This is a genomic window from Roseburia sp., from assembly GCF_041325975.1.
GTDB lineage: Bacteria > Bacillota > Clostridia > Lachnospirales > Lachnospiraceae > Roseburia > Roseburia rectibacter.
In genome coordinates, this window is sequence record NZ_JBGLEJ010000005.1 from 140,269 (window position 1) to 166,463 (window position 26,195).

Below are 26,195 nucleotides of genomic sequence, written 5' to 3' on the forward strand. Positions count from 1 at the left end.
GGGGGAGAAGAAAATGCCAGAAAAAGGAATGCGAAAGTGCATATTTGCGGCGGCAGCAGCAGTTGCAGTACTTCTTTCCGATATCGGGGGGACGGCTGTTTATGCCGGAGAGAATGTGCCTTATGAAACTTATAATTACGACTATTACGAAGATATCAAATACACACCGGCAGCTTATGTGCCGGATGGCACGGTAACGGGGGATGCCATCGGGTGCGGGAATTTTTCCAGTCCGCAGGACTTAAATACCGATGCAGACGGAAATGTCTATATCGCAGATACCGGAAATAACAGGATCGTTGTGACAGATGCCGGTTTCCGGTTAAAGACGGTGATCGAAGGGTTCTTAAATGATGGAAAGGAAGATACTTTTTCCTCTCCGAATGGAGTTTATATTTCAGAAAACGGATATCTGTATGTTGCAGATACCGGAAATTACCGTGTGGTAGAGTTAGGTAAAGATGGAAATCTGATCCAGATCATTGAAAATCCACAGTCAGATATCCTTGGAGAAAATTATGTGTTTTCTCCGCTCAAGGTGGCTGTTGATTATGCAGACAGAATTTATGTCATAGCACAGAATCAGTTTGAGGGAATCATGGCATTTGATGCAGAGGGAAACTTTACCGGTTTTACCGGAACCATCAATGTGCAGATCACAACAGCAGAGATCATCTGGAGAAAGCTGTCCACAAAAGCACAGCGTGCCAAACAGCAGCTTTTTATTCCGACAGAATTTACCGGAATGGAGATCGACTCTGACGGTTTCGTTTATGCAACGAACGTGGACGCAGAGGGAGAACAGTCTGTACGCCGATTAAATCCAAGTGGTGAGGATGTGATCCAGAAAGGGGCTGCCGGAGTATCCGGAGATCTTACATGGCGGCTTACCGGAGACTATTCAGGAGCATCCCGCATCACTGATGTCGTGGTCAGGGATAAGGGAATCTATTCAATCATTGATTCCACGAGAGGAAGGATCTTCACCTACGACCACGAAGGCAATCTTCTCTATGTTTTTGGCGGTATCGGAAGCCAGGAGGGAACTTTTGACACACCGACTGCGATCGATACGATCGGAGATGAGATCATTGTATTAGATGGTTCAAAAAACCTTGTGGATAAATACAGAGCAACAAATTATGGCTCCCTGATCAATCAGGCGGTCGGTCTCCGTTACGACGGTGACGAGGTAAGTGCTGTGGAGTGCTGGAAGGAAGTTTTAAAATTAGATTCCAACTTTGAGCTTGCCTATGTCGGAATCGGAAAAAGTTACCTTGCCGCAGGGGAAAACAAAAAAGCAATGGAGTGCTTTAAGACCGGAAACAACAGACAGTATTATTCCATCGCATATAAGCGTTACCGGAATGAAATCTTAAAGGAAAACCTGGCAGGTTATCTGACCGGAGCACTGATCCTTATTATTCTTTTGATACTCTGGAATAAGATAGGAAAGAAGAAATGGAAAGAGAGGAGGGCGTCTCATGTTTAAGGAAAAAGTAAAGTATGCATTTTATACACTGGGGCATCCGTCCGATGGTTTTTACGAGATCAGACACCGTGGCAGAGGAAGCGTGGGACTCTCTATTCTGTTTGTTTTTCTGTTTGCAGTCTGTTTTTCGGCAAACAGACAGTATGCGGGGTTTGTGGTCAATCATGTGAATCCGATGGAGATCAACAGCCTTGCTGAGATCTGTGCAGTATTTCTTTTATTCCTTTTATTCTGTGTCGGAAACTGGTCGATCACCTGTCTGATGGATGGGGAAGGAAGATTTAAGGATATCGTTACAGTGTGCGGTTACGCAATGCTTCCAATGATACTTACATTTATTCCGGCAATCCTGTTTTCACAGGTAGTGGCAGAAGATGAAGACGCATTTTATTATCTGCTCTTAGCAGTCGGGATCGCATGGTTTTTGTTCCTGGTGCTGGTGGGTATCATGACGGTACATAATTATACACTTGGAAAAACACTTGCAACCATGATACTGACTTTTATTGCAATGCTGATCATTATTTTTGTGGTAATGCTTTTATTTTCACTGATCGGTCAGGTGGTCGCATTTGTAGAGAGTCTCTATAACGAGATCATGCTGCGTATATAGAAAATGGGGGCAGAAATGGAGTTTACTATGAAACGGAAAATAAAATGGAAAGTGGTTGTAGCCGCAGGGGCAGCGGTCATAGCCGTGGGAGTGATCGCAAATGTCGTATTCCGTTATTTCAGATATGATGCGTACAAACAGTATCTTTCTTCCTATGAAGTGGAAAGCGGAAGCGAATTTCAGGCAGCAAAAGATGATAAAACATGTGTACCTGGTATGGTCTTAGTTGCAGAAAACGATACGTTAAAACTTTATACCAACACAGAGACGACAGAGATCGCGGTTTATGAAAAAGAATCCGGTAATATTACTTATTCCAATCCGGTGGGACGTGATTCTGATGCGATCGTTTCCGGGGTAAATGCGGCAGAACTGAACGCAACACTGACACTTACCTATTACAATGCGGCAAGGAACAGTGCTACGATGAACAATTATGATATGAGCATCGAAAAAGGACAGTTCACAGCAGAGAGCATTGAAGACGGTATCCGCTATACATATACACTTGCGGATCTTGATTCGGCAACCGGAATCGTGCCGTTACAGATCACAGAGGAACGTCTGCAGACACTGGTGTTAGATAAGCTGGATAAGAAAGATGCCAGGACGGTAAAAGCAAAGTTCCGTCTGAAAGACGGGGTATATAAACTGAATGAAAAGGCGCAGTCCTCAAAAGTCGGAATGGGAAAATTAAATAAATTATTCGAACAGGCAGGATACACTGCAGATGACTATGCAGTAGATATGGCAGAGACGGATGAGAAAGAGAATATTTCCTTTACCATTCCACTTGAGTACCGCCTGACAGACAATGGACTTAGCGTATCTGTTCCGACAAAAGAGATCGAGGAAAAAGGCGGAGCTGTAATTTCAAGAATAAGGGTTCTGCCATTCTTCGGGGCAGCGGGAACAGATGCGGATGGTTATATGTTTGTGCCGGACGGATCAGGAGCACTGATCAATTTAAATAATGGATGTAAAAATGCGGCATACAGCCAGAACATCTATGGAATCGATCCGGTTGTGCAGAGTTACGTTGTGACAGAATACACGGAGGATGCAAGGATTCCGGTATTCGGAATGAAAAACGGTGACAGCGCATTTTTAGGCAGGATCACAGGTGGTGATGCACTTGCGATCGTAAATGCAGATGTATCCGGAAAACTCAACAGTTACAATTATGTTTATCCGGAGTTCTGCGTCAGAGAGATTGAGCTTTTAAATATGTTTGGCGTCAGCGGAAACCAGGCAGACGTACCGGTACTTGAAAATAATATTTACGATGAAAATCTTACCGTATGTTATTCCTTCCTTTCCGGAAATGAGGCAGATTATTCCGGCATGGCAAAATGTTACCGGGATCAGCTCATCAAAGAGGGTACCTTAAAAGAGACAAACGAAACCGGAGATATTCCATTGTACTTAGATGTTCTTGGCGGAGTGGAAACGAAAAAGCATGTGATGGGAGTTCCTTACACCGGAATTTCGGCAATGACCACATACGGGGAAGCAGAAAAGATCTTAGAGGAGTTTTACGGAGAGGATATCACAAAGATCCGCATGAATTATGAGGGCTGGTTTAACGGCGGTATCTATCATGATGTGGCAGATAAGATCAGGCTGGTTAAGAAAGTCGGAAGTAAAAAAGAACTTGAACATTTAAGTGATGTTTTAGAGGAAAACGGCGGAGCTTTATATGGAAATGTTTCATTCCAGAAAGTACCTTATACTTCGAAACGTTTTAATGATGTGCTTGAGGCATCCAAATATTATTCCGGTTATGTGGTAGAACTCGGAGCCGTAAACCCGGCGACAATGCGTCAGACAAGTACCTTAGAATGGTATGATGAGCTTGCATATTATATGATCTCACCGAAGTTTTTAAACCGTTATGTAGATCAATTTACAGGTAAGATCACAAATTACGATATCAGCGGTATCTGTTTAAGGGATCTTTCCAATGTTCTTGCCTCTGACAAAAAGAGAACAGAACTGATCGACAGACAGGCAGCGAAACAGATTGTGGAAGCACAATATGGAAAACTTGCGGCGACAGAAAAGACACTGATGGAAGAGGGCGGCAACGCATACACATTTGGTTATGTATCCGACATCATTGACGCGCCGGTAGAATACAGCCAGTTTTATATCATTGACGAGCAGATCCCATTTTACCAGATGGTCATTCATGGAAGTATTGATTACTCCGGGGAGGCACTGAACCTTCGGGATGAAGATATTGATGATGCGCTTCTTCTTACTTATATCGAGTATGGATGTGCACCGAGATTTACATTTTCCTGGGAAGATTCCAGCATTATGAAATATACTTCCTCGGCAGACCAGTATTCCACTTGTTATCAGACCTGGATGGAAGATGCCATAAATGCATACCAGACGATCAATGGGGCATTAAAACAGGTGCAGGGAGCAGCAATGGTTCATCACGAAGTGACAGATGACGGTCTTGTTAAGACAGAATATGACAACGGCGTTTCTATTTACATTAATAAAACAGATAAGAGTATCACAGAGGGCGGTGTGACCGTAGATGCAATGAGTTATCAGGTAAAGGGAGGTAAGGCATAATGAAGAAAAAGAAAAAGTTATCGTTATTGCAGAAACGTGCCCTGACAGGTTTTGCATTTATCACACCGTGGCTGATCGGATTTTTATGGTTTTATGTAAAAAGCCTGATCCAGGCAGTGCGGTTTAGTTTAAGCAAAATGGAGATGCTTGAATCCGGTGGATATACGTTAAAGTTTACCGGACTTGATAATTTCAAATATGCACTGTTTCAGGACCCGACTTACAACCAGATCTTAGCAACTTCCATTCGGAATATCATCATTGATGTTCCGTTGATCATCTTTTTCAGTCTGTTCATCGCGATGATCTGTAATGGAAAGCTTAAGGGGAGAACACTTGTCCGTGCAATCTTATTTTTGCCTATCATCATGAATGCCGGAGCGATCAATAATGCAATCGAGATGGCAAGGGAGGCAGTTACCGGCGGTGTTGCAGCAGTATCTGCGGAGGCGGCAGTTGCATCGGGCGTAAATGTAGATTATTTTATGAGCCTGTTTATGGATCTTGGATTTCCGGTCGCATTGCTCGACTACATCACAGCGGCAGTCGGAAGGATTTTCGATATCGTGCAGGCATCCGGTGTGCAGATCATCATCTTTATTGCAGCATTGCAGTCAGTGCCGGGAGCGTTATATGAGGTTGCAAAGATCGAGGGTGCAACAGGATATGAGACATTCTGGAAAGTAACTTTCCCGATGGTATCTCCTCTTATCATCACAAATGTTGTGTATACGATCGTTGATTCTTTCGTAGACAGTGATGTTGTGGAAAAAGCATATGATATGGCATTTGTCAACTTTGACTGGGGTGTGAGTGTAGCGATGAGTTTACTTAGCTCCGTGATCGTCATCACATTGCTGATCATTGTATGTAAGCTGATTTCAAAGAAAGTATTTTACTATAATTAGGGGGTGGCAGAGTATATGAATATCAGAAATTTAAAAGACCAGCCTCTCGACGAGATTCAGGTAAAAAAAGCAGGAAGACAGATCAAAGGTTTTCTGATCGGGCTGCTTAAAGTTGTGATCATTATCGGTATTTCCTACATTATATTAGGACCGCTGATCACGATCATTGCAAATTCATTTTTTACGGCAAATGACCTCTACAATCCGGTCGTCATGCTGCTTCCGGCAGAGGGTACGCTGCAGAATTACATCACTTCTTTTACAAGAATGACGTATCCGAGAACACTTGCGACAACATTTGCATATGTGATCTCACTGACACTGATCCAGATTCTGATCTGTTCCATGGCAGGGTATGGATTTGCAAGATATGAGTTTCCGTTTAAAAAAGTATTGTTCGGCTGTGTGATCTTAACGATCGTCATTCCAAATGATACATTGATGCTTCCGCTATACACACAGTTCCGTAACTTTGATATCTTTGGAATATTACATCTTGTGACAGGACATGGCATCAATCTTTTAAGCACGGAAGTCCCGATGTATATTATGACAGCATTAGGCTGTGGACTGCGGTCAGGACTTTATATTTATATTTTTAACCAGTTTTTCCGCGGGCTGCCAAAGGAGATTGAAGAAGCAGCGGTTGTGGATGGTGCAGGATCGTTTTACACGTATTTTCGTATCATGTTAGTCAATGCGATGCCGTCTGTACTGACTGTCAGCATTTTCTCACTGGTATGGCAGTACAATGATACATTTTATGCAAAATTATTTTCCATCAACTCAAAACTTTTAATGAGTATGAGAATTTCTACTTTAAGGGCATCGATCGAGTTTATCGATCAGATCAAAGATACAGCGGTATCACAGCTTTATCTGTATGCCGGAATCGTGCTGATGGTAATACCGATCGTCATTATTTACATTTTATTACAGAAGCGTTTTATCGAGGGAGCCAGCCGCAGCGGTATCGTTGGCTAGCATGGTAACTTCGGAAACATATATTTTTATTTATAAGAAGGAGGTTTTCACATGAGAAGGAAAACAGTTGGAAACAAGGTGGTTTCAGTACTTTTGGCAGGTGCACTTGCAGCATCACTTACAGCATGCGGCGGAAATACTGCTAACACGGGGGCAGATGCAGGAAATAACGCAGCAGATGCTGGCGCGAAGGAAGAAACGAACAGTGCAGAGAGCGAAACAGCAGCAGATACTGAGGAAGGCTCTGATGCAGCAGTGGCTGACAGCGGTTATGAGGCAAAGGATTTAGGAGGAAGAACCATAAAGATCGGTCTCTGGTGGGATGAATACTGGGACAGCAATTATCAGTCTCTGGATGATATTGAGGCAGCAGGCGGCTCCTGGACAAATGAGGAGACTATGCAGATGAAATTGGATGCAGTCCGTGCCGTAGAGGAAAAATGGAACTGCAAGATCGAATGGGTAAATCTTGGCTGGGATGGAATCATCGACAGTATCAATACCTCTGTCACAGCAGGTACACCGGACTGCGATATCTATCTGACAGATCTTCAGTTTGGTATCTCACCGGTTGCAAACGGATATGTACAGAAAATTTCTGATTATGCACCGGCTGATTCTGATATCATGACAGACGGAACCGTATTTACAAAACAGAACCTGCTTGGTAATGATGATTATTTATTCCATGAATCAACCACGATCCCATCCGGCGCAATGTATATGACATACAATGCAGCCATGATCGATTCCTTAGGTTTAGAGGCTCCGGAATCCCTCGCAGAAAAAGGAGAGTGGACCTGGGATAAATTCGCAGAATACGCAAAAGCATGTACACAGGATACTGACGGTGACGGCAACATGGATGTATATGGATACGGCAGCGCATGGACACTGACAGTTCAGGGCTTCTGCGCATCGAACAATGCTACGATCGCAGATTCCGACACAGAAGGTTTAAGTGATCCTAAGACAGTTGAGGCATTCAACTTTATCGATCAGTTATACAATGTAGATAAATCTGCAAGACCTTATCAGGATGACTGGAACAACGATCTTTTAGCTTTCTCTTCCGGAAAAGTAGCTTTCGCATTTGCACAGCCATGGATCTTAATCCAGGAGATCGACAATCATGATTTTGATATGAGAATCTGCCCGGCACCGGTTGGACCAAGCGGAGATGGAAGCATGACACCTGCTATGATCACAAACAACTACATGATCCCGGTTGGTGTTGAAGATGCAACTTCTGTTTACTGTGTATTCGAGGAAATGATGAACTGGTACCATGATGATATTTCTTACCGTGATGATCCTGAGTGGTTTGAGTCCGGTTTCGTAGATGAGGATCAGGTTGCACTTGCAAACAAACTCGGTGCACTTGCAAACAGTGATCTCTGGAACAGCATTGACTCTGAGGGTGCAGTCAGCAAAGTATTTTACGGTGATATCGTAAATGGTGACAGCACAGTATCACAGGCAATCGAGTCTAATAAACAGATCTTACAGGATGAGATCGATACATTAAAGATCCAGTAATATGTGATTCTGATTCGGATGACAAATGGTATACCATGTTGAGTGATTGGCAGATTGATAAAGTCACTGCTGATTTTGTTCCAATGTACGAGAATAAGAAAAACTAAGTATACCTGATATAGTTTATGGCAGAGTGACGTGTACGTCTTAAATGTGCCTTCCATGGCACATTAAGACTTGCGCTGCTTTCCGTGGCAGCACAACACTGTATGTTGACAGGTATACTAAGATTTTCTAATTCTCTTCCAAAGTCACAAAATAATCTGTGCCTTTATCAATCTGCCAAACGCTGCGTGGTATAACTAACCATTTGTAATCCGGATCGGAATTAAAATATTCCGGCGAAAAGAATTGTGCAAAACAAATATCTGACCGATATTTATCTTGCAGAATTTTTTTCAGGGAAAGGGACAGAAAGTATGAATAGTATGTTTGGACCGGAGACGAAGTTTTTTAAGGTAACGAATAAGATTGGAAATATACTTCTGGTGTCGGTCTTATGGCTGATCGGATGCATTCCGGTTGTTACGATCGGAACATCGACGATCGCAATGTATTATGCAATGGTAAAAGCTGTGCGGTGTGAGGAAGGATATGTTTCAAAAGAGTTTATCCGTTCTTACCGGCAGAATTTAAAAACGGGGATACTGCTGACAGTTATCTTTCTTGTGTTAGCGGCAGTGTTGTGGCTTGATCACAGTTATACGGTAAAGCAGATATCGATCATGGCAGGGGCGCTTGAAATGGTATATCTGTTACTTGCGTTTGTGATCGCAGGGATCGTGCTTTATCTGTTCCCGGTGTTGTCGAGATTTACGATGGATGCATTTTCGTGCTTTAAACTAGCATTGTTTATGGTCTTTAAACATCTTCCGACGACTATTTTACTTTTACTGATCGTAACAGCCGGCATAGTGTCTGCATTATTGATCCCGGTTCCGATGATCTTTGTTATGCCGGGTGTATGCTGTTATGTGGGAAGTTTCCTTATGGAGAGGATTTTGAGAAAATATATGGCAAAACCGGAAACAAAAGAAGACGAAGAAAAATGGTATTACCGGTAAGCGGTTTTTAGGAGGAATTCAGATGGCAAACGTGACTATGCGTGATATTGCGGAAAAGCTGGGAATAAGCATCGTTTCCGTATCGAAGGCACTCACGGGAAAAGCTGGAGTCAGTGAGGAACTTCGTGAAAAAATAAAAAAAGAAGCCGACAGGCTTGGATATCGTTATAACCTTGGGGCAAAAGGATTGAAAGAGGGGAAAAATTATAATGTTGGTGTAATTATCCCTTCCTATTATACAGATGATACGAGCAATGCTTTTTATGTGAAAATGTATCAGTGTGTTGCAAAATGTCTGACCAATTATGATTATGCGACAATGCTTGAACTGGCTGATACGCGGATGCAGGAAATGATGATCCTGCCACAGATCGTGGACGACAACCGGTTAGACGGGATGATCTTAATGGGGGAGCTGGATGAATCGTATCTGGAAAAACTCAGACAGACTAATCTACCGATGATCTATATGGATTTCTATGATCTTTCCATGGAGACGGATTCCGTCAGTATGGACAATATCAGTGCAGAATACAAGATGACAGAGTATCTGATTGGACTTGGACATAAAAAAATAGCCTATGTTGGTTCTATTGATGCTACCACGAGTATCATGGACCGGTATTTGGGATACAGAAGGGCATTACATCATTACAACATCCCTTACAGGGAGGACTATCTGATAGAGGACAGGGGAGCAGATCGGTTATTTAAAGAACTGGTTCTGCCGGAAGATATGCCGACGGCATTTGTCTGCAATAATGATGAGATAGCATGTATATTGATCGAAAAGTTAGAAAAGATGGGGTATCGTGTGCCGGAGGATATTTCGGTCACAGGTTTTGATAATTATCCGTTCATCCGGCGTAATGCGTCGGGACTCACGACTGTGGATGTGGATATCGCTATGATGGCATCTGAGGGAGTAGAACTTTTATTAGAACGCCTCAATGAAAAAAGAGAAACATTTGTGAGACGTGTGGTAAGTGGTCATATCGTGATCCGGGAATCAACCGGAAGAGTGGCGGAGCCGTAACGGTTTCGAAATGACTGTTAATCGGCGACAGAGCCGTAAATCAGTCAGAGATACCGTAAAAAGCGGTTGACAGGGGTATAAATGAAATGAATCAGAAACGGCAGAAAACAGATGCCGCTATGAATAAAAATGGAGAAGGATCGCACAGGTTTTAGAGACAAAATAAAAATATAAAATGAAAGTCTGTGCAGAATGGAGGAGCAAGATGGGAAATGTAAAAATGATCAGTCCGGCAGTGCCAAACATGCCGTGGCAGGAGAGACCGGAGAAAATCGTGAACGCGCCGGTATGGCGTTATAAGGAGAATCCGATCATTGGAAGAAATCCGGTAGAAGGGGTGGCAAGGATTTTTAACAGTGCTGTCATACCGTATGAAGGAAAGTTCATCGGTGTGTTCCGCGGGGAGCAGACAAATGGAATACCATATGTTTATTTAGGAAGAAGTGAAGATGGTATTCACTGGGATTTTGAGAAAGATAAAGTACGCTTTGTCGATGAAGACGGAAACGATTTTATGCCGGTATATGCATATGATCCGCGGCTGGTAAAAGTAGAAGATACCTATTATATTATCTGGTGTGGCGATTTTTATGGTGCAGCGATCGGAATGGCTAAGACAAAGGACTTTAAGACATTTACCAGGATTGAAAATCCATTTCTGCCATTTAACCGGAATGCAGTGCTGTTCCCGCGTAAGGTAAATGGAAATTTCCTGATGTTGTCAAGACCGTCCGACAGCGGACATACACCGTTTGGTGATATCTTTATCAGTGAGAGCAAAGATCTTACTTACTGGGGAAAACACCGTCATGTGATGGGACGCGGCAATGAATGGTGGGAGTCTTTAAAGATCGGCGGCGGAGCAGCACCGATCGAATTGGAAGATAGCTGGCTGCTGTTTTATCATGGTGTCAGTGGAACCTGTAACGGATATGTATACTCGATCGGCGGAGCAATCTTAGATAAAGAAAATCCATCTATCGTAAAATACCGCTGTACGGATTTCCTGTTGACACCGGAAGAATGGTATGAGGAACGCGGATTTGTTCCGAATGTCTGCTTCCCATGTGCAACGATCCACGACTTTGCAACCGGAAGAATTGCAATTTACTACGGTGCTGCGGACAGTTATGTCGGTCTTGCATTTACAACAGCAGACGAGATTGTAACATATATCAAGGAACACAGTGTAACAGGGGAATCCGATACGGAGATCGGAAGAAGATAAGTTCCTCTGAAATGGAGATTGTTATGAAGTTAAATAAATTGGGAAAGTTAGCCGCCTTGTGCGTGGCAGGATGTATGCTGCTTAGCGGCTGTGGAACAGGAGATCCGGCGGATAAAGTAACAGAGACCGGAAGTGCTGCTGATGTGGCGGCAGAAAAGAATGAAAATGCAGAAGATACAGAAGTGAAAGACGTGTCAACAGAAGATGTGGTGGCAGAACAGGATAATTCAGAGACAGAAATGGAGGATGCTGGGGTGACAATACCAGAAGTTGTGATCGAACCGAAGGAGATACCGGATACAGACGGAATGGCATTTGTGCGGAATATGAAAGTCGGCTGGAATCTCGGTAATACATTTGATGCAATTACAAATGCGCAGAAAGAGGATGAACTTAGTATTGAGTGGTCATGGTGCGGTGAAAAGACAACAAAAGAGATGATCGATGCAGTGAAAGCAGCAGGATTTCAGACGCTGCGTCTGCCGGTATCATGGCATAATCATGTATCCGGGGATCAATATACGATCAGTGCGGCATGGCTTGACCGTGTGCAGGAAGTTTTAGATTATGCGATAGATAACGATATGTATGTGATCTTAAATATCCATCATGATACGGATCTCGAATACTGTTATCCGGATAAAGAGCATTTAGAACAGTCTCTTTCCTACATGACATCCATCTGGGAGCAGCTTGCCGACCGCTTTGGAGGTTATGATGATCATGTGATCTTTGAGAGCATCAACGAGCCGCGGCTGAAAGATACTGATCATGAGTGGTGGCTGGATATGAATGCTGCGGAATGTGTGGAGGCGGTAGAATGTATCAATGAATGGAACCAGAACTTTGTGGATGTTGTGCGGAAAACCGGAGGCAATAATGCTATACGCTATCTGATGGTGCCGGGTTATGATGCGTCGGCGGACGGAGTCTTAAATGACAAGTTTGTACTGCCGTCAGATACTGCCGGAAATGATGGGAAGATCATTGTTTCTGTGCATGCTTATATCCCATATCATTTTGCACTGCAGGCTGCAGCGGAAAATGAGAGCACAGATCATTTTGATGCTTCCGACAAGACAAGTACCAATGATATCGATCAGATGATGGAAAAACTGTATGCAAAATACATCAGTAATGAGATACCGGTTATGATCGGAGAGTTCGGTTCCCGTGACAAAAACGGAAACCTGCAGAGCCGTGTAGATTGTACTGCATACTATGTTGCTGCAGCACGCGCTTACGGCATGAGCTGCAACTGGTGGGATAATAATGCATTCACAGGGGACGGAGAGTTATTTGGACTTCTTGACCGTAAGACAGTTACCTGGAGATACCCGGAGATCGTGGATGCAATGATGAAGTATGCTGAATAAGGTGTTGTTGATTAGGAACAGAAATGTTCTCGATGTAAGAGCATCGTTAAAAGTTGGGTTGCAGATGGCACCGGAGTATGATATGGATGTGATTCTTAAGAATCTTGAAGGAAGATAAGGGTATAGTATGAAAAAGCAGGCAGGCAAATCGTAAAGATTGTGTTTGCCTGTCTTTTTTTGAAATAAAATCCAAAAATGATTGGAAAAACAGCAAAAATGTATTAAGATAGTAGGCGAACAAATAAAGGAACGAGATTTCGAAAATGAATATAAAACAGGCAAAAGAAGAAATTAAGCATACGGTGATGGCGTATCTTGCGAAAGACGCACAGGGAGAGTACCGTATCCCTGCGATCAGACAGCGTCCGATCCTTCTGATGGGACCGCCCGGCATTGGAAAGACGCAGATCATGGAACAGATCGCCGCAGAGTGTAAGATCGGACTGGTCGCCTATACGATCACTCATCATACGAGACAGAGTGCAGTCGGACTTCCGATGATAAAAGAGGAGTCTTTTGAAGGAAAGACATATTCTGTTACGGAATATACCATGAGTGAGATCATTGCAAGTATTTACCGCAAGATGAAGAAAACCGGGCAGAAAGAGGGAATCCTGTTTATTGATGAGATTAACTGTGTCTCAGAGACATTGGCGCCGACGATGCTGCAGTTTTTACAGTGTAAGACGTTTGGCAACCAGGCGATCCCGGAAGGCTGGCTGATCGTTGCAGCCGGAAACCCGCCGGAATACAACAAGTCAGTCCGCGATTTTGATATGGTCACCTTAGATCGTGTGCGTTATCTGAATATTGAGGCTGATTATAAGGTATGGAAAGAATATGCGAGGGAAAAACATCTTCACAATGCCATTTTAAGTTATCTGGAACTCAGACAGAAAAATTTTTACCGCGTGGAGGCAGATGTGGATGGTATCCGCTTTGTGACAGCGCGTGGCTGGGAAGATCTGAGCAATCTGATGCAGGTTTATGAGGAGATGGATCTGCCGGTGGATGAGGGTGTCATCCGTGAGTTTATCCATCATGAGGATGTGGCGGAAGATGCAGCGGCATATTTTGAACTGTACCGCAAGTACCGGGATGACTATGGGATCACAGATATCCTTGCGGGCAGGATAAGACCGGAGACATTTGCAAGGATTTACGCGGCATCATTCGATGAGAGACTGAGTGTGGTCAATCTTTTGCTGGATGGTCTGTCTGCATTTTTTGTAAAAGTGCAGGAAAAGAAAAAGATCACGGATAACTGGTATGAATTTTTAAAAGAATATCAAAGACATCTGAAAGAGGGCGAAGCACCGGCAGACTGTTATCAGGCATTGCTTGAGGAGAAAATGGCAATGGTAGAAGCAGAAAAACAGGCGGAGCTTTGTACGAAGGCACAGGCAGCCGGATGGGAACAGATATTTGCTCTCTGGAAAGAAAATATGCCGGATAAAGGTCTGGATGCAAAGGAAAGTTTTGCGCAGGCGAAGACAGGATTTGATATCCAAAGAGAGACATTAGAGGAATCAGAGCAGGATGCATCGGATGCGTTAGAGCATGCATTTGATTTTATGGAACAGGCGTTTGAGGATGGTGAGGAGATGGTTGTGTTTGTGACAGAACTGACCTTGTCATCGGAAGCGGCAATGTTTTTGGCGGAGCATACCTGTGATCGGTATATGACATATAATGAACAGCTTCTGATCGGAAAACGGAAAAGAGAACTGTTATCGGAATTGAAACGATAGGAAATACACCCTGCGCAGCAAGGTGCAGGCATGGAGGATTATGATGAAACAGAGTGAAACAAGAAATCTTACAATGATGATGGATCTGTATGAAATGACGATGGCAAATGGTTATTTTAACGATCAGGACAAGGATACGAGAGTTGCATTTGATGTATTTTACCGCAGTAATCCGGACGGCGGTGGATTTGCGATCTTTGCAGGATTAGAGCAGATTTTGGAGTACATTGAAAATCTTCATTTTGATGAGGAGGACATTGCATATTTCCGTTCACTTCACATTTTTACCGAAGATTTTCTCACTTATCTGAAAGATTTTAAATTCAGCGGTGATATTTATGCGTTCCGGGAAGGAACGATCATGTACCCGAATGAGCCGGTCATTACGGTAGTTGCACCGTTAATCGATGCACAGCTTATTGAGACAGCACTGCTTGCACAGGTCAATCATCAGTCGCTGATCGCAACAAAAACAAGACGTATCGTGAGTGCGGCAGAGGGACGTGCAGTTTCTGATTTTGGTGCACGCCGTGCCCATAATATGGATGCTGCAGTTTATGGCGCCAGAGCTGCTTATATCGGAGGCGCTGTCGGAACGGCAACTGTGCTTGCCGGTCAGATGTTTGATATTCCGGTCAGCGGGACCATGGCACATAGCTGGGTGATGTATTATAAGGATGAATTTGAGGCATTTAAACATTATGCAGAGAATTATCCGGATGGGACAGTGCTTTTAGTGGATACTTATGATGTCATCGGTTCCGGTATCCCGAATGCGATCCGTGTGGCAAAAGAAGTTTTAGAGCCGATGGGAAAAAGATTAAAGGGAATCCGTATCGACAGCGGTGACCTTGCATACCTTTCCAAAAAAATCCGTAAGATGTTAGATGATGTGGGATTAGAGGATTGCAAGATCGTTGTTTCAAACAGCTTAGATGAGTATACGATCACATCCATTTTACAGCAGGGCGGAAAGATCGACAGTTTTGGTGTCGGTGAACGTCTGATTACTGCAAAATCAGATCCTGTCTTTGGTGCCGTATATAAGATTTCGGCAGTGGAGGAAAACGGTACATTTGCTCCGCGTATCAAGATCTCAGAAAATGTGGAGAAGATCACAAATCCGGGACTCAAAGATGTGTACCGTATCTATGATGAAGCAGGACATTCCGTTGCAGATCTGATCACAAAGGCAGGAGAGAAAGTTGATATGTCTGTGCCATACCGCTATGCGGATCCGGAAAAACCATGGAAAAACCGTTCTTTTGAAAACTGCACAGCGAAAAAACTTCAGCAGCAGGTCGTAAAGGCAGGAAAACGTATCGTGGAGCCGGAAACCTTAGAAGATATCAGAGCTTATGTGGAAAAACAGCTTAATACCGAAGTGTGGGAAGAAGAACAGCGTTTTGAAAATCCACATGAACATTATCTGGATATGAGCCCGGCATATTACGAGATGAAGATGGATATGCTGCATGAATCACGCACCAGATAAAGTGTGTGCAGACGGATATGCTGCATGCATTGTGCAAAAATAAGACGTGTGCAGATACAGATAAGCAGTGTATCATGAGATTGTAAGAAATGATAGTAAGGAAAGAATAACGTGAAATTGATATACGACATCCCAGCATCTTTCTGGGGCCTGTTCCGGTCCGTAAACCGGGACATCTATATAGAAGCACTTCTGACCATCAATGACGAATACCAGTACAACAATTACTTTTTAAGCAGAGAAGCATGTGTCCAGATTTTAAGTGACATGTGCTCCTCTCGTCGTTATGCCTTTATGAGAGAGGATAATGAGACAGAGGAAGATGTAGAAACTGCATTGCCGGGACGAATTCTAAACTGGCTGGTACGCACAAAATGGCTTAGAAAAATTGAAGATTATGAGGCAATGACTACCAATATCGTCATACCGGATTATGCGGCAGTGATGATTGAGGCATTTGAAAAATTAGCGGACGAACCGTTAGATGACACGGATCTTTATATCCAGAATGTTTATGCGACTCTTTTTTCTTTTAAGAATGACCACCGCATGAATCTTGCCATGTTAAAGACAGCACTTGTCAATACCAGAAAACTGAATAAGGCACTGCAGGATATGCTGCACAACATGGATAAATTTTTTGAACGCCTTTTGAACAAACAATCTTACGACGAACTGTTAAAGGAGCATTTAGAGGGCTATGTGGAGGAAGTTGTCAGACGCAAATACCACATTTTAAAGACGAGTGACAATTTTTATATTTATAAAATGGACATTAAACGCTGGTTAAAGGAAATGCGGGAGGATGACGTCTGGGTGGAGCGCATCCGGCAGAAACAGCGCATGGAGCAGAAAAATGCAGGAAGCAGGTCTTCTGTACTTGAACCGCAGCGGTCAGAAGAGGATCTGCCATTTTTACATGCGAGAAGAAACAGACAGGAAGATGTGTTGGATCTGATCGACCAGATCGAGCGTGGATTTGATGACATTGAACACCGGATCTCAAACATGGACAAAGAACACAGCAAGTATATCCGTGCAACTGTGAGCCGGCTAAATTATCTGCTCAGTGATGAGACAGAGCGTCACGGTATGCTGATCCTGCTTTTGAACAGACTTGGAGCGGCTGAGACGGAAAGTGAACAGAGTGAGATGTTAAAAGAAGTGGCGGGGCACATGAATCTGTCATCTTTTGATGTTTTGAGTGATAATCCTCTTTATAAGAGAAGACGCCGCAGAAAATTTGAGGATGATCTGCAGGAAGAGGAGGAGCCGGCAGAACTTTCACGGGAAGATGTCCTGCGCTTAAATAAGATTGAGCACCGTTATACGGCAAAACAGATCGAGGAATTTATCGACGAACAGATGACAGATGGCATTTTAGAGACAGACCGGATGGATATTTCGGATGACGAATCCTTTGAAAAGCTGATCCTTGCCTACGATATCAGTATGCGCAAAAACAGCAGATACCGGGTACAGGTGGAGGAGAAACAGGTTCAGAATGGAAACTATTGTTATCCAAAGATGACTTTTAGTGTAAAACAAAAATCAATAGAAAGTGAACGGAATTAATGTTTGAAGGTTACGAAGAGTTAAACACGCAGGATGTGGAACGGATGCAGGAAGTGATAAGAACCTTACTTGCCCAGACATTTCTGCCGGAACGAAAATATGATAAAAAATACGGACGAATGATGCCGGACCGTATGTATGATTTCAGTGACAGGCATTTGGAATTTCTGACGGAGTATTTTGCGGTTGCAGGGATAAAACTTTGTCAGGATACGGAGCTTGGCATCATTTATTTAGAGGGAGCAGACGGAATCGGTGAGAAACTGCCGAAACTTGCGACCATTTATCTGCTGCTGTTAAAACTGATCTATGATGAAAAAATGGCGGCTGTTTCTTCCAGTGTCAATGTAATAACTACGTTTGGAGAATTAAATGGAAAAGCGGGAGAATTCCGTCTCATCAAGGGACCGTCATCGATGACGGAGATCAAAAGAGCGTTTGCCATTCTGAAAAAATATCAGATGGTAGAGTTTCTTGATGTGTTTGACGAACAGCTTGAAAATACGAGGATCATGATCTATCCGTGTATCAATTTAGTATTGATGAGAGAAGATGTGAACGGGCTTCTTGGCAGTTTTTCCGATGAGGTAAAAGATAACGAGGTAGACGGGCAGGAGAATCTGGAGTGGAGCAGTGAGGAAACACTTTCAGAAAATGATATGACGGATGAAGAAAGTGATCTTGAACAAGAAGAAGTGAATGTGGATGAGGAAGGAGAGACAGAAGATGGAACAGATGAATCAGGCATATAAAGTTTTTACCAGAATCTGCCTCAACAACTGGCATTATATTGACCGCAAGGTGTTAGGCTTAAATGAGAGCATCAACTTTTTTACCGGTCATTCCGGAAGTGGAAAATCAACAGTGATCGATGCAATGCAGATCGTGCTTTATGCGAACACGGACGGACGTGGATTTTTCAATAAGGCGGCGGCAGATGACTCTGACCGAAGCCTGATCGAGTACCTGCGCGGTATGATCAACATTGGCGAGAATAATCAGGCGGAATATAAGCGGAACAAAAACTTTTCCACGACGATCGTTCTTGAGATGGAACAGACGATCACGAAGGAAAAAGAATGCATCGGGGTTGTGTTTGATGTGGAGACAGCGACCAACGAGATCAATCGTTTATTTTTCTGGCACAAGGGTGAACTGATCCCGGGGGATTACCGGACAGAGAGCCGTGCAATGACGATCAGTGAGGTGCGCAGCTATTTGCAGCAGAATTTCTCGAAAGATGAGATGTTTTACACCTCAAATAATGAGAGATTCCGCAGAAACCTGTATGACGTCTACTTAGGCGGATTGGATATGGAAAAATTCCCGCGCCTGTTTAAGCGTGCGATCCCGTTTAAAATGAATATCCGGTTAGAGGACTTTGTAAAAGAATATATCTGCATGGAGCAGGATATCCATATCGAGGACATGCAGGAGGGCGCGATGCTCTATGGCAGGATGTGCCGCAAGATCGAAGCCACGATGCAGGAGATCGAAGAGTTAAAGCAGATAAGTGCGCAGTATCAGGCGATGGAAGAGAAGAAAAAAGAACTGTTAAACTGCCGTTACCGGATGGACAAACTGACGATCTTACAGTTAGAGCAGACCATAGAGGAAATGCAGCAGCGTGTGGAAAAATGGAAAAAGGATGTCGTACTGCAGAATGAAAGTCTTACAGAATTGCTTCAGGTAAAAGAAAATTATGAAAAAGAATACGGCGAGATCAATGAGCAGATCGCCGGAACCGGTTATGCAAGATTAGAAGAGCAGTTAAAGAGTTTGGAAGAAAACCTAAGCCTTCTGGAGCGAAGTAAAAATAAATGGGACGGTATCTGTGCAAGATTAAACGGCTGGGAAGATGTAGATATCGTTTCGAATCAGATTCTATGGGATATCGAGAAGTTCAAAGAAGGCACGATCACCGGAGAGGAGATCGAACGTTTGAAACGAAGCCTGGTCGAAGTACAGAAAGAGGCAGAAAAGGACAGGCAGGAGGCTTCCTCGGAGCTCCGTTCCATGAATAAAGAAGCGGATGTGTTAGAGAAAGAACTCACAGAGTTAAAACTTGGTAAAAAAGCATATCCGAGAGAGTTAGAACTTGCGAGATCCGAAATTGCAAGAAAACTTTCTGAACAGACCGGAAAAAATATCCAGGTCCGTATTTTTGCAGATCTCATTGATATTAAAGATGAAACATGGCGTAATGCGATCGAGGGTTATCTTTCCTGGAACAAACTTGCGCTGATCGTGGAGCCTGCCTATGTCAAACAGGCGATGGAAGTATACGAAACACTCGACGAGAAGCGTTTCTTCCGTGTATCTTTAGTGGATACGGAAAAACTGATGCAGGAGGATTGGCGCGTAAAAGACAATGCGCTTGCAGAAGAAGTAGAAGCAAAAGAGCCATATGTGAGGGCATTTGTGGACTTCTTACTCGGAAATGTCATCAAGTGTACTTCGGTGGACGAACTGCGCCAGTGCAAGATCGGTGTGACGGCAGACTGTTTATTATACCAGAGTTATCAGTTACGCCGTTTAAATCCGGACAATTACAAGAAACATGTCTATATCGGTGAAAAGAGTAAAAAACAGCGTCAGAAGGAACTTGCCGCCAGCCTTGAGAAATTAGAGCAGGACAGAGCGGAATATAAGGAGCGTGAGACAGAGGCGAGAAATATCCTTGCCCAGGAATTTTTAAATGATACGGTTGAGGAATACCAGAACCTGATATCAGATCTTTCGGAGAAGAAGGAAAAAGAAAAACAGAAAATCAAAACAGAAAAGAAGATGGCAGAGATCGGTGCCGGTACTGTTGAGATCTTAAAGAAACAGGCAGAAGAGATTCACGAAAAACAAAAAGATCTGGAAGATAAGATCGATGACTTAAAATACCAGATCCGGAAAAAAGAAGATGCCATTGAAAAAGACAGCAGTGATTTCATTACAAAAAATGAGGAACTTCTTACGAAAAAAAGAGAACTTCGCGGTTCCGCTGCGGAAGAAGAGGCATTTGAGGTTTATATTGCCGGGCAGAAAAATAAAAAATATGACAGCCTGAAAGCATCGACACAGGAAGAAATGGAACAGGTGTCCGGTCAGTGCGATGTACAGAAAAATAAACTGGTGGATGTACGTATGAATTATCTTCAGAATCATCCAAAACGTGATTTCTCAGCGAGCGCAGAGAATAATGACGATTATGACAGCCTGCTCTCGGAGCTTTCCTGCAATGAACTGGAAGAATACCAGAAAAAAGCGGCTGAGCAGGCAAAGGCAGCAGTGGAGCATTTTAAGGAGGATTTTGTATACAAGATCCGCAGCGCTATCAAAGAAGCCTATGTGCGCAGGGATGAATTAAACCGTATCATCCGCAACCTGAATTTTGGTAAAGACCGCTATCAGTTTAAGATCACGAGAAATAAGGGAGCCGACGGCGCATTTTATGATATGTTTATGGATGAGGACTTAGATATCGATCCGTCCTCACTTGCATCGCCGATGGAGCATCAGATGAATCTGTTTTCGATGGAGCATGAAAATAAATACGGTATGTTGATGAGTGATCTGATCCATATCTTTATTCCGCCGGAAAATGCCACGCAGCAGGAACTTGATGAGGCAAAACAGAACATGGTGAAGTATGCAGATTACCGTACGTATCTTTCATTTGAGATGGAACAGATCGTGGAAGGTGATGAACGTCTTGTCATTGGTCTTAGCAAAATGATCAAGAAAAATTCCGGTGGTGAGGGACAGAACCCGCTTTACATTGCACTACTCGCAAGTTTTGCGCAGGCATACCATATCAATCTGTCTGCAAGACTGACAAGACGTCCGACGATCCGTCTTGTTGTTTTAGATGAGGCATTTTCCAAGATGGATGCAGAGAAAGTGGCGAGCTGTATCGAACTGATCCGCGGGCTTGGTTTTCAGGCGATCATCAGTGCAACAAACGATAAGATCCAGAATTACATTGAAAATGTAGATAAGACATTCGTTTATGCGAATCCGAATAAGAAGAGCATTTCGATTCAGGAGTTTGAGAAAAAGGATTTTTCACAGTTGGTTGTGGAGGAGGAGTAAGACTATGCAGACAGCAGCAGAGTTAAAAAATTTATTACAGCGTATCGACCATAAAGGTTATCCGGCATATAAGGACACAAGGGGGACTTATGAGTTTCCTGGATATGTGCTTTCCATTGACCATGTGCAGGGAGATCCGTTTGCAGCACCATCGAAGGTAAGCATCCATGTCCGTGGAAAACAGGCGGGATTCCCGGAACATCTTTATCAGAAAGACTGCAGAAGAATCGCTGTGCAGGATTATCTGCTGCGCCAGTTTGCGCGCCAGGTCGAGAAAGTTTCCTTTAAAGCGAAAGGTTCCGGAAAGAGCGGTCTTATGGCGGTCAGCCGTCCGGGACAGGAAGTGTTAGAGCGCAGTGCCTGTCAGATGGATGTAAAAAACGGCGATATTGTGCTGCGCATGGAGATTGGGTTCCCGGCAAATGGAAGAACAGTCAATTCCAGAGAACTCGAAAAGATTTTCTTTGATTTTCTGCCGGAGTGTGTGAAAGGTTCTCTATATTACCGCTCACTGAAAAAAGAAACGGTAGAGACAGCCGCAGATCTTGCCGAGGATCAGGCGTATATCAGGGAGCAGTTAGATCCGATGGGGCTCTGCGCGTTTGTGGCAGACGGTGCGATCCTGCCGCGGGAGTCCGGTGTCTCCGGCAGACCGATGAAGGATGCAGTGCGTTTTCAGTCACCGGAAAGTCTCTCCGCCACGCTGACGCTGCCACACCACGGAAAGCTGACCGGAATGGGAATAAAGAAGGGCATCACGCTGATCGTAGGCGGTGGTTACCATGGAAAATCAACACTGTTAAAAGCGCTTGAGACAGGTGTCTATAACCACATTGCAGGGGATGGCAGGGAGTATGTCATCACGGACGATACAGCGATGAAAATCCGTGCCGAGGATGGCAGAAGCATCCGTGACGTGGATATTTCCATGTTTATTCATGACCTGCCGAATGGAAAAGATACGGTATCCTTTTATACGGAAGATGCCAGCGGAAGCACGTCGCAGGCGGCAAATGTGATCGAGGCGATGGAGGCGGGCACAAAAGCATTTCTGATCGACGAGGATACCAGTGCAACAAACTTTATGATCCGTGATGAGCTGATGCAGCGTGTGGTCAACCGTGATGCCGAACCGATCGTGCCTTTTATTGACCGTGTGGAGGAGTTGTATCACACATACGGTATCTCGACGGTCCTTGTTGCCGGAAGCTCCGGTTCTTATTTTCACAAGGCAGACTGCATCATCCAGATGAACCGCTACGAGCCGTTTGAGATCACAGAGTCAGCAAAGCAGGCAGCGGCAGAGTTCCCGCTTCCAAAACAGGACATTGCCCCGTCAAAGCAGCCTGATTTTGACAGAAAAGTAAAGCCTGACCGGATGTTTCGCGAGGACAACCGCTTAAAGATGAAAACGATGGGAAAGGATTCTATTTCCATCAACCGGGAAGTCATAGACGTCCGCTATGTGGAACAGCTTATGGATACGGAACAGCTTGCGTCACTGGGGTATATGTTAAAATATATGCAGATCCATTTTTTTGATGGGAAACACACACTGACACAGGCGGTCGATGCGCTTTGGGATGTTTTGCAGAAGAGGGGGATCGCAGCAGTCTGCGAGAGCAGTTATCTGCCGTGCGGACTTGCAATGCCAAGAAAGCAGGAAGTGTTTGCGTGCGTGAACCGGTACCGGAAGCTGGGACTGTAGCTGTAGGCAGTCATGATATACAAACCATTGAGGGAAACTGGTCTGAAGGTAGCCATGCTTGAAAAAGTATCGCAATAGCGATATAATTATATACAAGCCGTTGAGGAATACAGGTCTGGAGGGTGCTCACATGAAATTAAGATTATATCATGGTTCAGAAAACATTATAGAAGTTCCGGAATATGGAAAAGGCATGCGTAATAACGACTACGGCAGAGGATTTTATTGCACGGAAGATATAGAATTAGCCAGAGAGTGGGCATGTGCGAAAAATCATGACGGATATGTGAATATCTATGAATTTGATATGTCGGGACTGAATGTACTCAATTTGAATGACCCAAAATACAATATTTTAAACTGGCTTGCGATTCTTGCGGATAACAGAACCTATTGGCAAAATGGAACGATAGCGGAAGAAGCAAAAGAATATGTAAAAAAACATTTTCTGATTGATATATCAGCGTATGATGTGATCAGGGGATACCGGGCAGATGATTCCTATTTTTCTTTTGCACAGGATTTTGTGGCGGGTACGATTTCGTTGGAAAAATTATCAGAGGCCATGAGACTTGGAAAATTAGGGGAACAAATTGTCCTCAAGAGTGAAAAAGCATTTCGACAGATCAAATTTATAGATAAAGAAAATGTTTCCTGTGAGATCTATTATTCTAAAAAGAGAGAAAGAGAACGGGAGGCAAAGAAAGAATACAGGGTCAGAAAAAGAGCCGATGCTACGTATCATGAGCTGTATATCATTGACATTATGAGGGAGGGCATGGAAAATGGAGATGCGCGCCTATCCAGATGATTATATTAATCTGGCACAGAGAATATTAGGGGATATGTTTGACTTTGCCGTTAATACATGTGACATGGACATAGATGAATATTACAGCATGTTTCTGGTGTCAGATGTTTCACGGCAGTTTCAGGAGGGAAATCCAACCTATATTGCGGGAAAGACAGGCTGCGAAATAGTTAAGGAAGTTGTGGTAAGCGTTGGTCTTCCATATTTACAGCAGGAAGATCAGATGTTTATAGATAAGTCACCGGAATATTGGACAGGGTGGGCTCTTGCATATTATCAGTGGTATACCGTCAGAACATTTGCAAGGATTAACAATGTGATAAAACCAAGCCAGATATGTGATATGTATGAGGTATATCATGAGATGGATATTATGCATTTTGTTGAACGGTTGAATGAATTGTGGAAAGAATATTATGTTGATACAAATTTGAAAAGGCTCAGAAAAGCATCAGGGCTTTCGCAGAGCGAACTGGCAGAATTATCAGGCGTTTCTATCAGACAGATACAGCTTTTTGAGCAGAGACAAAGAGATATCAACCATACGAAAGCCATCGATGTATTCCGGCTGGCACGGGTATTAGGCTGCAGGGATGAGGCACTGTTAGAGATATAAATGGATTCTATTAAGAAGTATAAAAAAATGAGAACAAAATTGAAGGCAGGGGACTTGGCAGCGCCCTGATCTTAGAGTTCTTGCTCTATTATATGACAAAACCTGAGTATCAGTTAAAGGTCAGGGAAGAAATATATCTGGATAATATGCTGGATCTGTTCTGAATGTGTCTGATACTTAGAACATATGGAAGTCTGTAAATAAAAGCATTGGAAACAGTTATTTAATGGCAAACGAAAGCTGCAAAGGAGGTTCGGATGAACAATCCCTACGAACTTGCAAAAAATATATTACAGCAGGATAAGGACAAGTCTGACATTTCACCAGCCGCAGACGGATTTACCAGCATCGGTTTATATGGAGCTTCGGTGCATGAAAAGAGCGAAGACGATGGAAGCAGCAGTTGTTTTCATCTTGAAAATGAGAGTGGTACGGGAGATATCACGCTGTACCGGGTGTTTCCCGGCATGGAGTTAGTCTACAATGACATGCACATGGCGTACTGCAACAAACAGCAGGAACCTGCTTCTGATGTGATGGAGATCAACTATTGCAGGGAGGGACGGAGTGAGTGTCTGTTTGGAGAGCATCAGTATTGCTATATGTCTGCCGGAGATCTGTCTTTTTGTTCCCTGCAGGACAATTCGCACCAGTCGGAATTCCCGACCAGCCATTACCACGGTATTACCGTTACCATTGATTTTTCCATGATCACAGATGAGATGAAAAATGTGTTGGAGCTTCTGGCAGTAGATTTAGAGCGGATCAGGGAACTTTCCAGGATGCGTGATTTTACGATCATTCGGGCAAATTCAACCATAGAACATATTTTTTCAGAGTTGTATACGGTCCCTGAAAAAATCCGGCATGGTTATATCCGGGTAAAAGTTTTAGAGCTGCTTTTGGTGCTGACAGAATTAAACCCCATGGAGGACAGGGAAGAGCATGTACATTTTTCTGAGACCCAGATCGAAGTGATCAAACAGATCCATGCTTTTCTCACGGCACATTTCAGTGAACATTATACGATCGACGTGCTTTCCGGGCGGTTTGAAATTTCGCCGACGGTCATGAAAAAATGTTTCCGGGGCGTTTACGGAGATTCTGTCTATGCCTACATGAAACGGTACCGCCTGCAGGTGGCGGAGCGGCTGTTAAAAGAGAGCAGCCTCACGGTGGGGGAGATTGCTGCGCAGATCGGTTATCTGAATCCGAATAAGTTTACATCTGCCTTTTGCGCGGAGTATGGGATGCCGCCGAGGGAGTATCGGAAAAAAGTCTGAATGGATAGAAAAAAGACCGTTCAGTAATTGTAAATCAAAAT

The 26,195-nt window shown here is 43.6% G+C and carries 19 protein-coding genes; all 19 read left to right on the forward strand.

What is annotated here, in order from left to right:
- The first annotated feature begins 13 nt into the window (after positions 1-13).
- The 19 genes from ACDD58_RS11945 (at position 14) to ACDD58_RS12035 (ending at position 26,154) form a co-directional block, all read left to right on the forward strand.
- The gene (locus ACDD58_RS11945; RefSeq protein WP_370777619.1) at positions 14-1,492 is read left to right on the forward strand and encodes a gluconolactonase; all 1,479 of its coding nucleotides are present in this window, start codon (positions 14-16) and stop codon (positions 1,490-1,492) included.
- A complete protein-coding gene (locus tag ACDD58_RS11950) occupies positions 1,485-2,105 on the forward strand; it encodes a Yip1 family protein (RefSeq protein ID WP_370777623.1) in 621 nt (206 codons plus the stop codon). The genes ACDD58_RS11945 and ACDD58_RS11950 overlap by 8 nt, the downstream gene beginning before the upstream one ends.
- 27 nt (positions 2,106-2,132) lie before the next feature.
- A complete protein-coding gene (locus ACDD58_RS11955; protein WP_370777626.1) occupies positions 2,133-4,697 on the forward strand; it encodes a DUF5696 domain-containing protein in 2,565 nt (854 codons plus the stop codon).
- Entirely contained in the window at positions 4,697-5,605 is a 909-nt protein-coding gene (locus tag ACDD58_RS11960; RefSeq protein WP_370777628.1) for a carbohydrate ABC transporter permease, read from the forward strand. The genes ACDD58_RS11955 and ACDD58_RS11960 overlap by 1 nt, the downstream gene beginning before the upstream one ends.
- 15 nt (positions 5,606-5,620) lie before the next feature.
- Complete coding sequence (locus tag ACDD58_RS11965) at positions 5,621-6,589, forward strand: carbohydrate ABC transporter permease (RefSeq protein WP_117918610.1); 969 nt, start codon at positions 5,621-5,623, stop codon at positions 6,587-6,589.
- 51 nt (positions 6,590-6,640) lie between these two features.
- Entirely contained in the window at positions 6,641-8,128 is a 1,488-nt protein-coding gene (locus tag ACDD58_RS11970) for an ABC transporter substrate-binding protein (protein WP_370777632.1), read from the forward strand.
- A 419-nt stretch (positions 8,129-8,547) separates the two neighbouring features.
- Positions 8,548-9,192, forward strand: coding sequence for a YesL family protein (locus ACDD58_RS11975; protein WP_147350137.1), 645 nt, complete (start codon positions 8,548-8,550; stop codon positions 9,190-9,192).
- 22 nt (positions 9,193-9,214) lie between these two features.
- Entirely contained in the window at positions 9,215-10,228 is a 1,014-nt protein-coding gene (locus tag ACDD58_RS11980; protein WP_117918604.1) for a LacI family DNA-binding transcriptional regulator, read from the forward strand.
- Between the two features lie 205 nt (positions 10,229-10,433).
- Positions 10,434-11,456 (forward strand): glycoside hydrolase family 130 protein, encoded by a 1,023-nt coding sequence (locus ACDD58_RS11985; RefSeq protein ID WP_186899480.1) that lies wholly within the window; start codon positions 10,434-10,436, stop codon positions 11,454-11,456.
- Between the two features lie 23 nt (positions 11,457-11,479).
- Complete coding sequence (locus ACDD58_RS11990; RefSeq protein ID WP_243006709.1) at positions 11,480-12,832, forward strand: glycoside hydrolase family 5 protein; 1,353 nt, start codon at positions 11,480-11,482, stop codon at positions 12,830-12,832.
- A 263-nt stretch (positions 12,833-13,095) separates the two neighbouring features.
- Complete coding sequence (locus tag ACDD58_RS11995; protein WP_370777641.1) at positions 13,096-14,583, forward strand: AAA family ATPase; 1,488 nt, start codon at positions 13,096-13,098, stop codon at positions 14,581-14,583.
- A 43-nt stretch (positions 14,584-14,626) separates the two neighbouring features.
- On the forward strand, positions 14,627-16,078 hold the full coding sequence (locus ACDD58_RS12000) for a nicotinate phosphoribosyltransferase (protein WP_186899477.1): 1,452 nt from the start codon (positions 14,627-14,629) through the stop codon (positions 16,076-16,078).
- A gap of 111 nt (positions 16,079-16,189) precedes the next feature.
- Positions 16,190-17,653, forward strand: coding sequence for a Wadjet anti-phage system protein JetA family protein (locus ACDD58_RS12005; RefSeq protein WP_370777646.1), 1,464 nt, complete (start codon positions 16,190-16,192; stop codon positions 17,651-17,653).
- Positions 17,653-18,405, forward strand: a complete 753-nt coding sequence (locus ACDD58_RS12010; RefSeq protein WP_370777650.1) for a DUF4194 domain-containing protein — start codon at positions 17,653-17,655, stop codon at positions 18,403-18,405. The genes ACDD58_RS12005 and ACDD58_RS12010 overlap by 1 nt, the downstream gene beginning before the upstream one ends.
- On the forward strand, positions 18,380-21,736 hold the full coding sequence (locus ACDD58_RS12015) for an ATP-binding protein (RefSeq protein WP_370777651.1): 3,357 nt from the start codon (positions 18,380-18,382) through the stop codon (positions 21,734-21,736). The genes ACDD58_RS12010 and ACDD58_RS12015 overlap by 26 nt, the downstream gene beginning before the upstream one ends.
- A gap of 4 nt (positions 21,737-21,740) precedes the next feature.
- Complete coding sequence (locus ACDD58_RS12020; protein ID WP_370777654.1) at positions 21,741-23,444, forward strand: ABC-ATPase domain-containing protein; 1,704 nt, start codon at positions 21,741-21,743, stop codon at positions 23,442-23,444.
- Positions 23,445-23,574: 130 nt separating this feature from the next.
- Positions 23,575-24,255, forward strand: a complete 681-nt coding sequence (locus ACDD58_RS12025) for a DUF3990 domain-containing protein (RefSeq protein ID WP_117918584.1) — start codon at positions 23,575-23,577, stop codon at positions 24,253-24,255.
- On the forward strand, positions 24,230-24,871 hold the full coding sequence (locus ACDD58_RS12030) for a helix-turn-helix domain-containing protein (RefSeq protein WP_117918582.1): 642 nt from the start codon (positions 24,230-24,232) through the stop codon (positions 24,869-24,871). The genes ACDD58_RS12025 and ACDD58_RS12030 overlap by 26 nt, the downstream gene beginning before the upstream one ends.
- Before the next feature lie 257 nt (positions 24,872-25,128).
- Complete coding sequence (locus ACDD58_RS12035) at positions 25,129-26,154, forward strand: AraC family transcriptional regulator (protein ID WP_186899474.1); 1,026 nt, start codon at positions 25,129-25,131, stop codon at positions 26,152-26,154.
- The last annotated feature ends 41 nt before the right edge of the window (positions 26,155-26,195 follow it).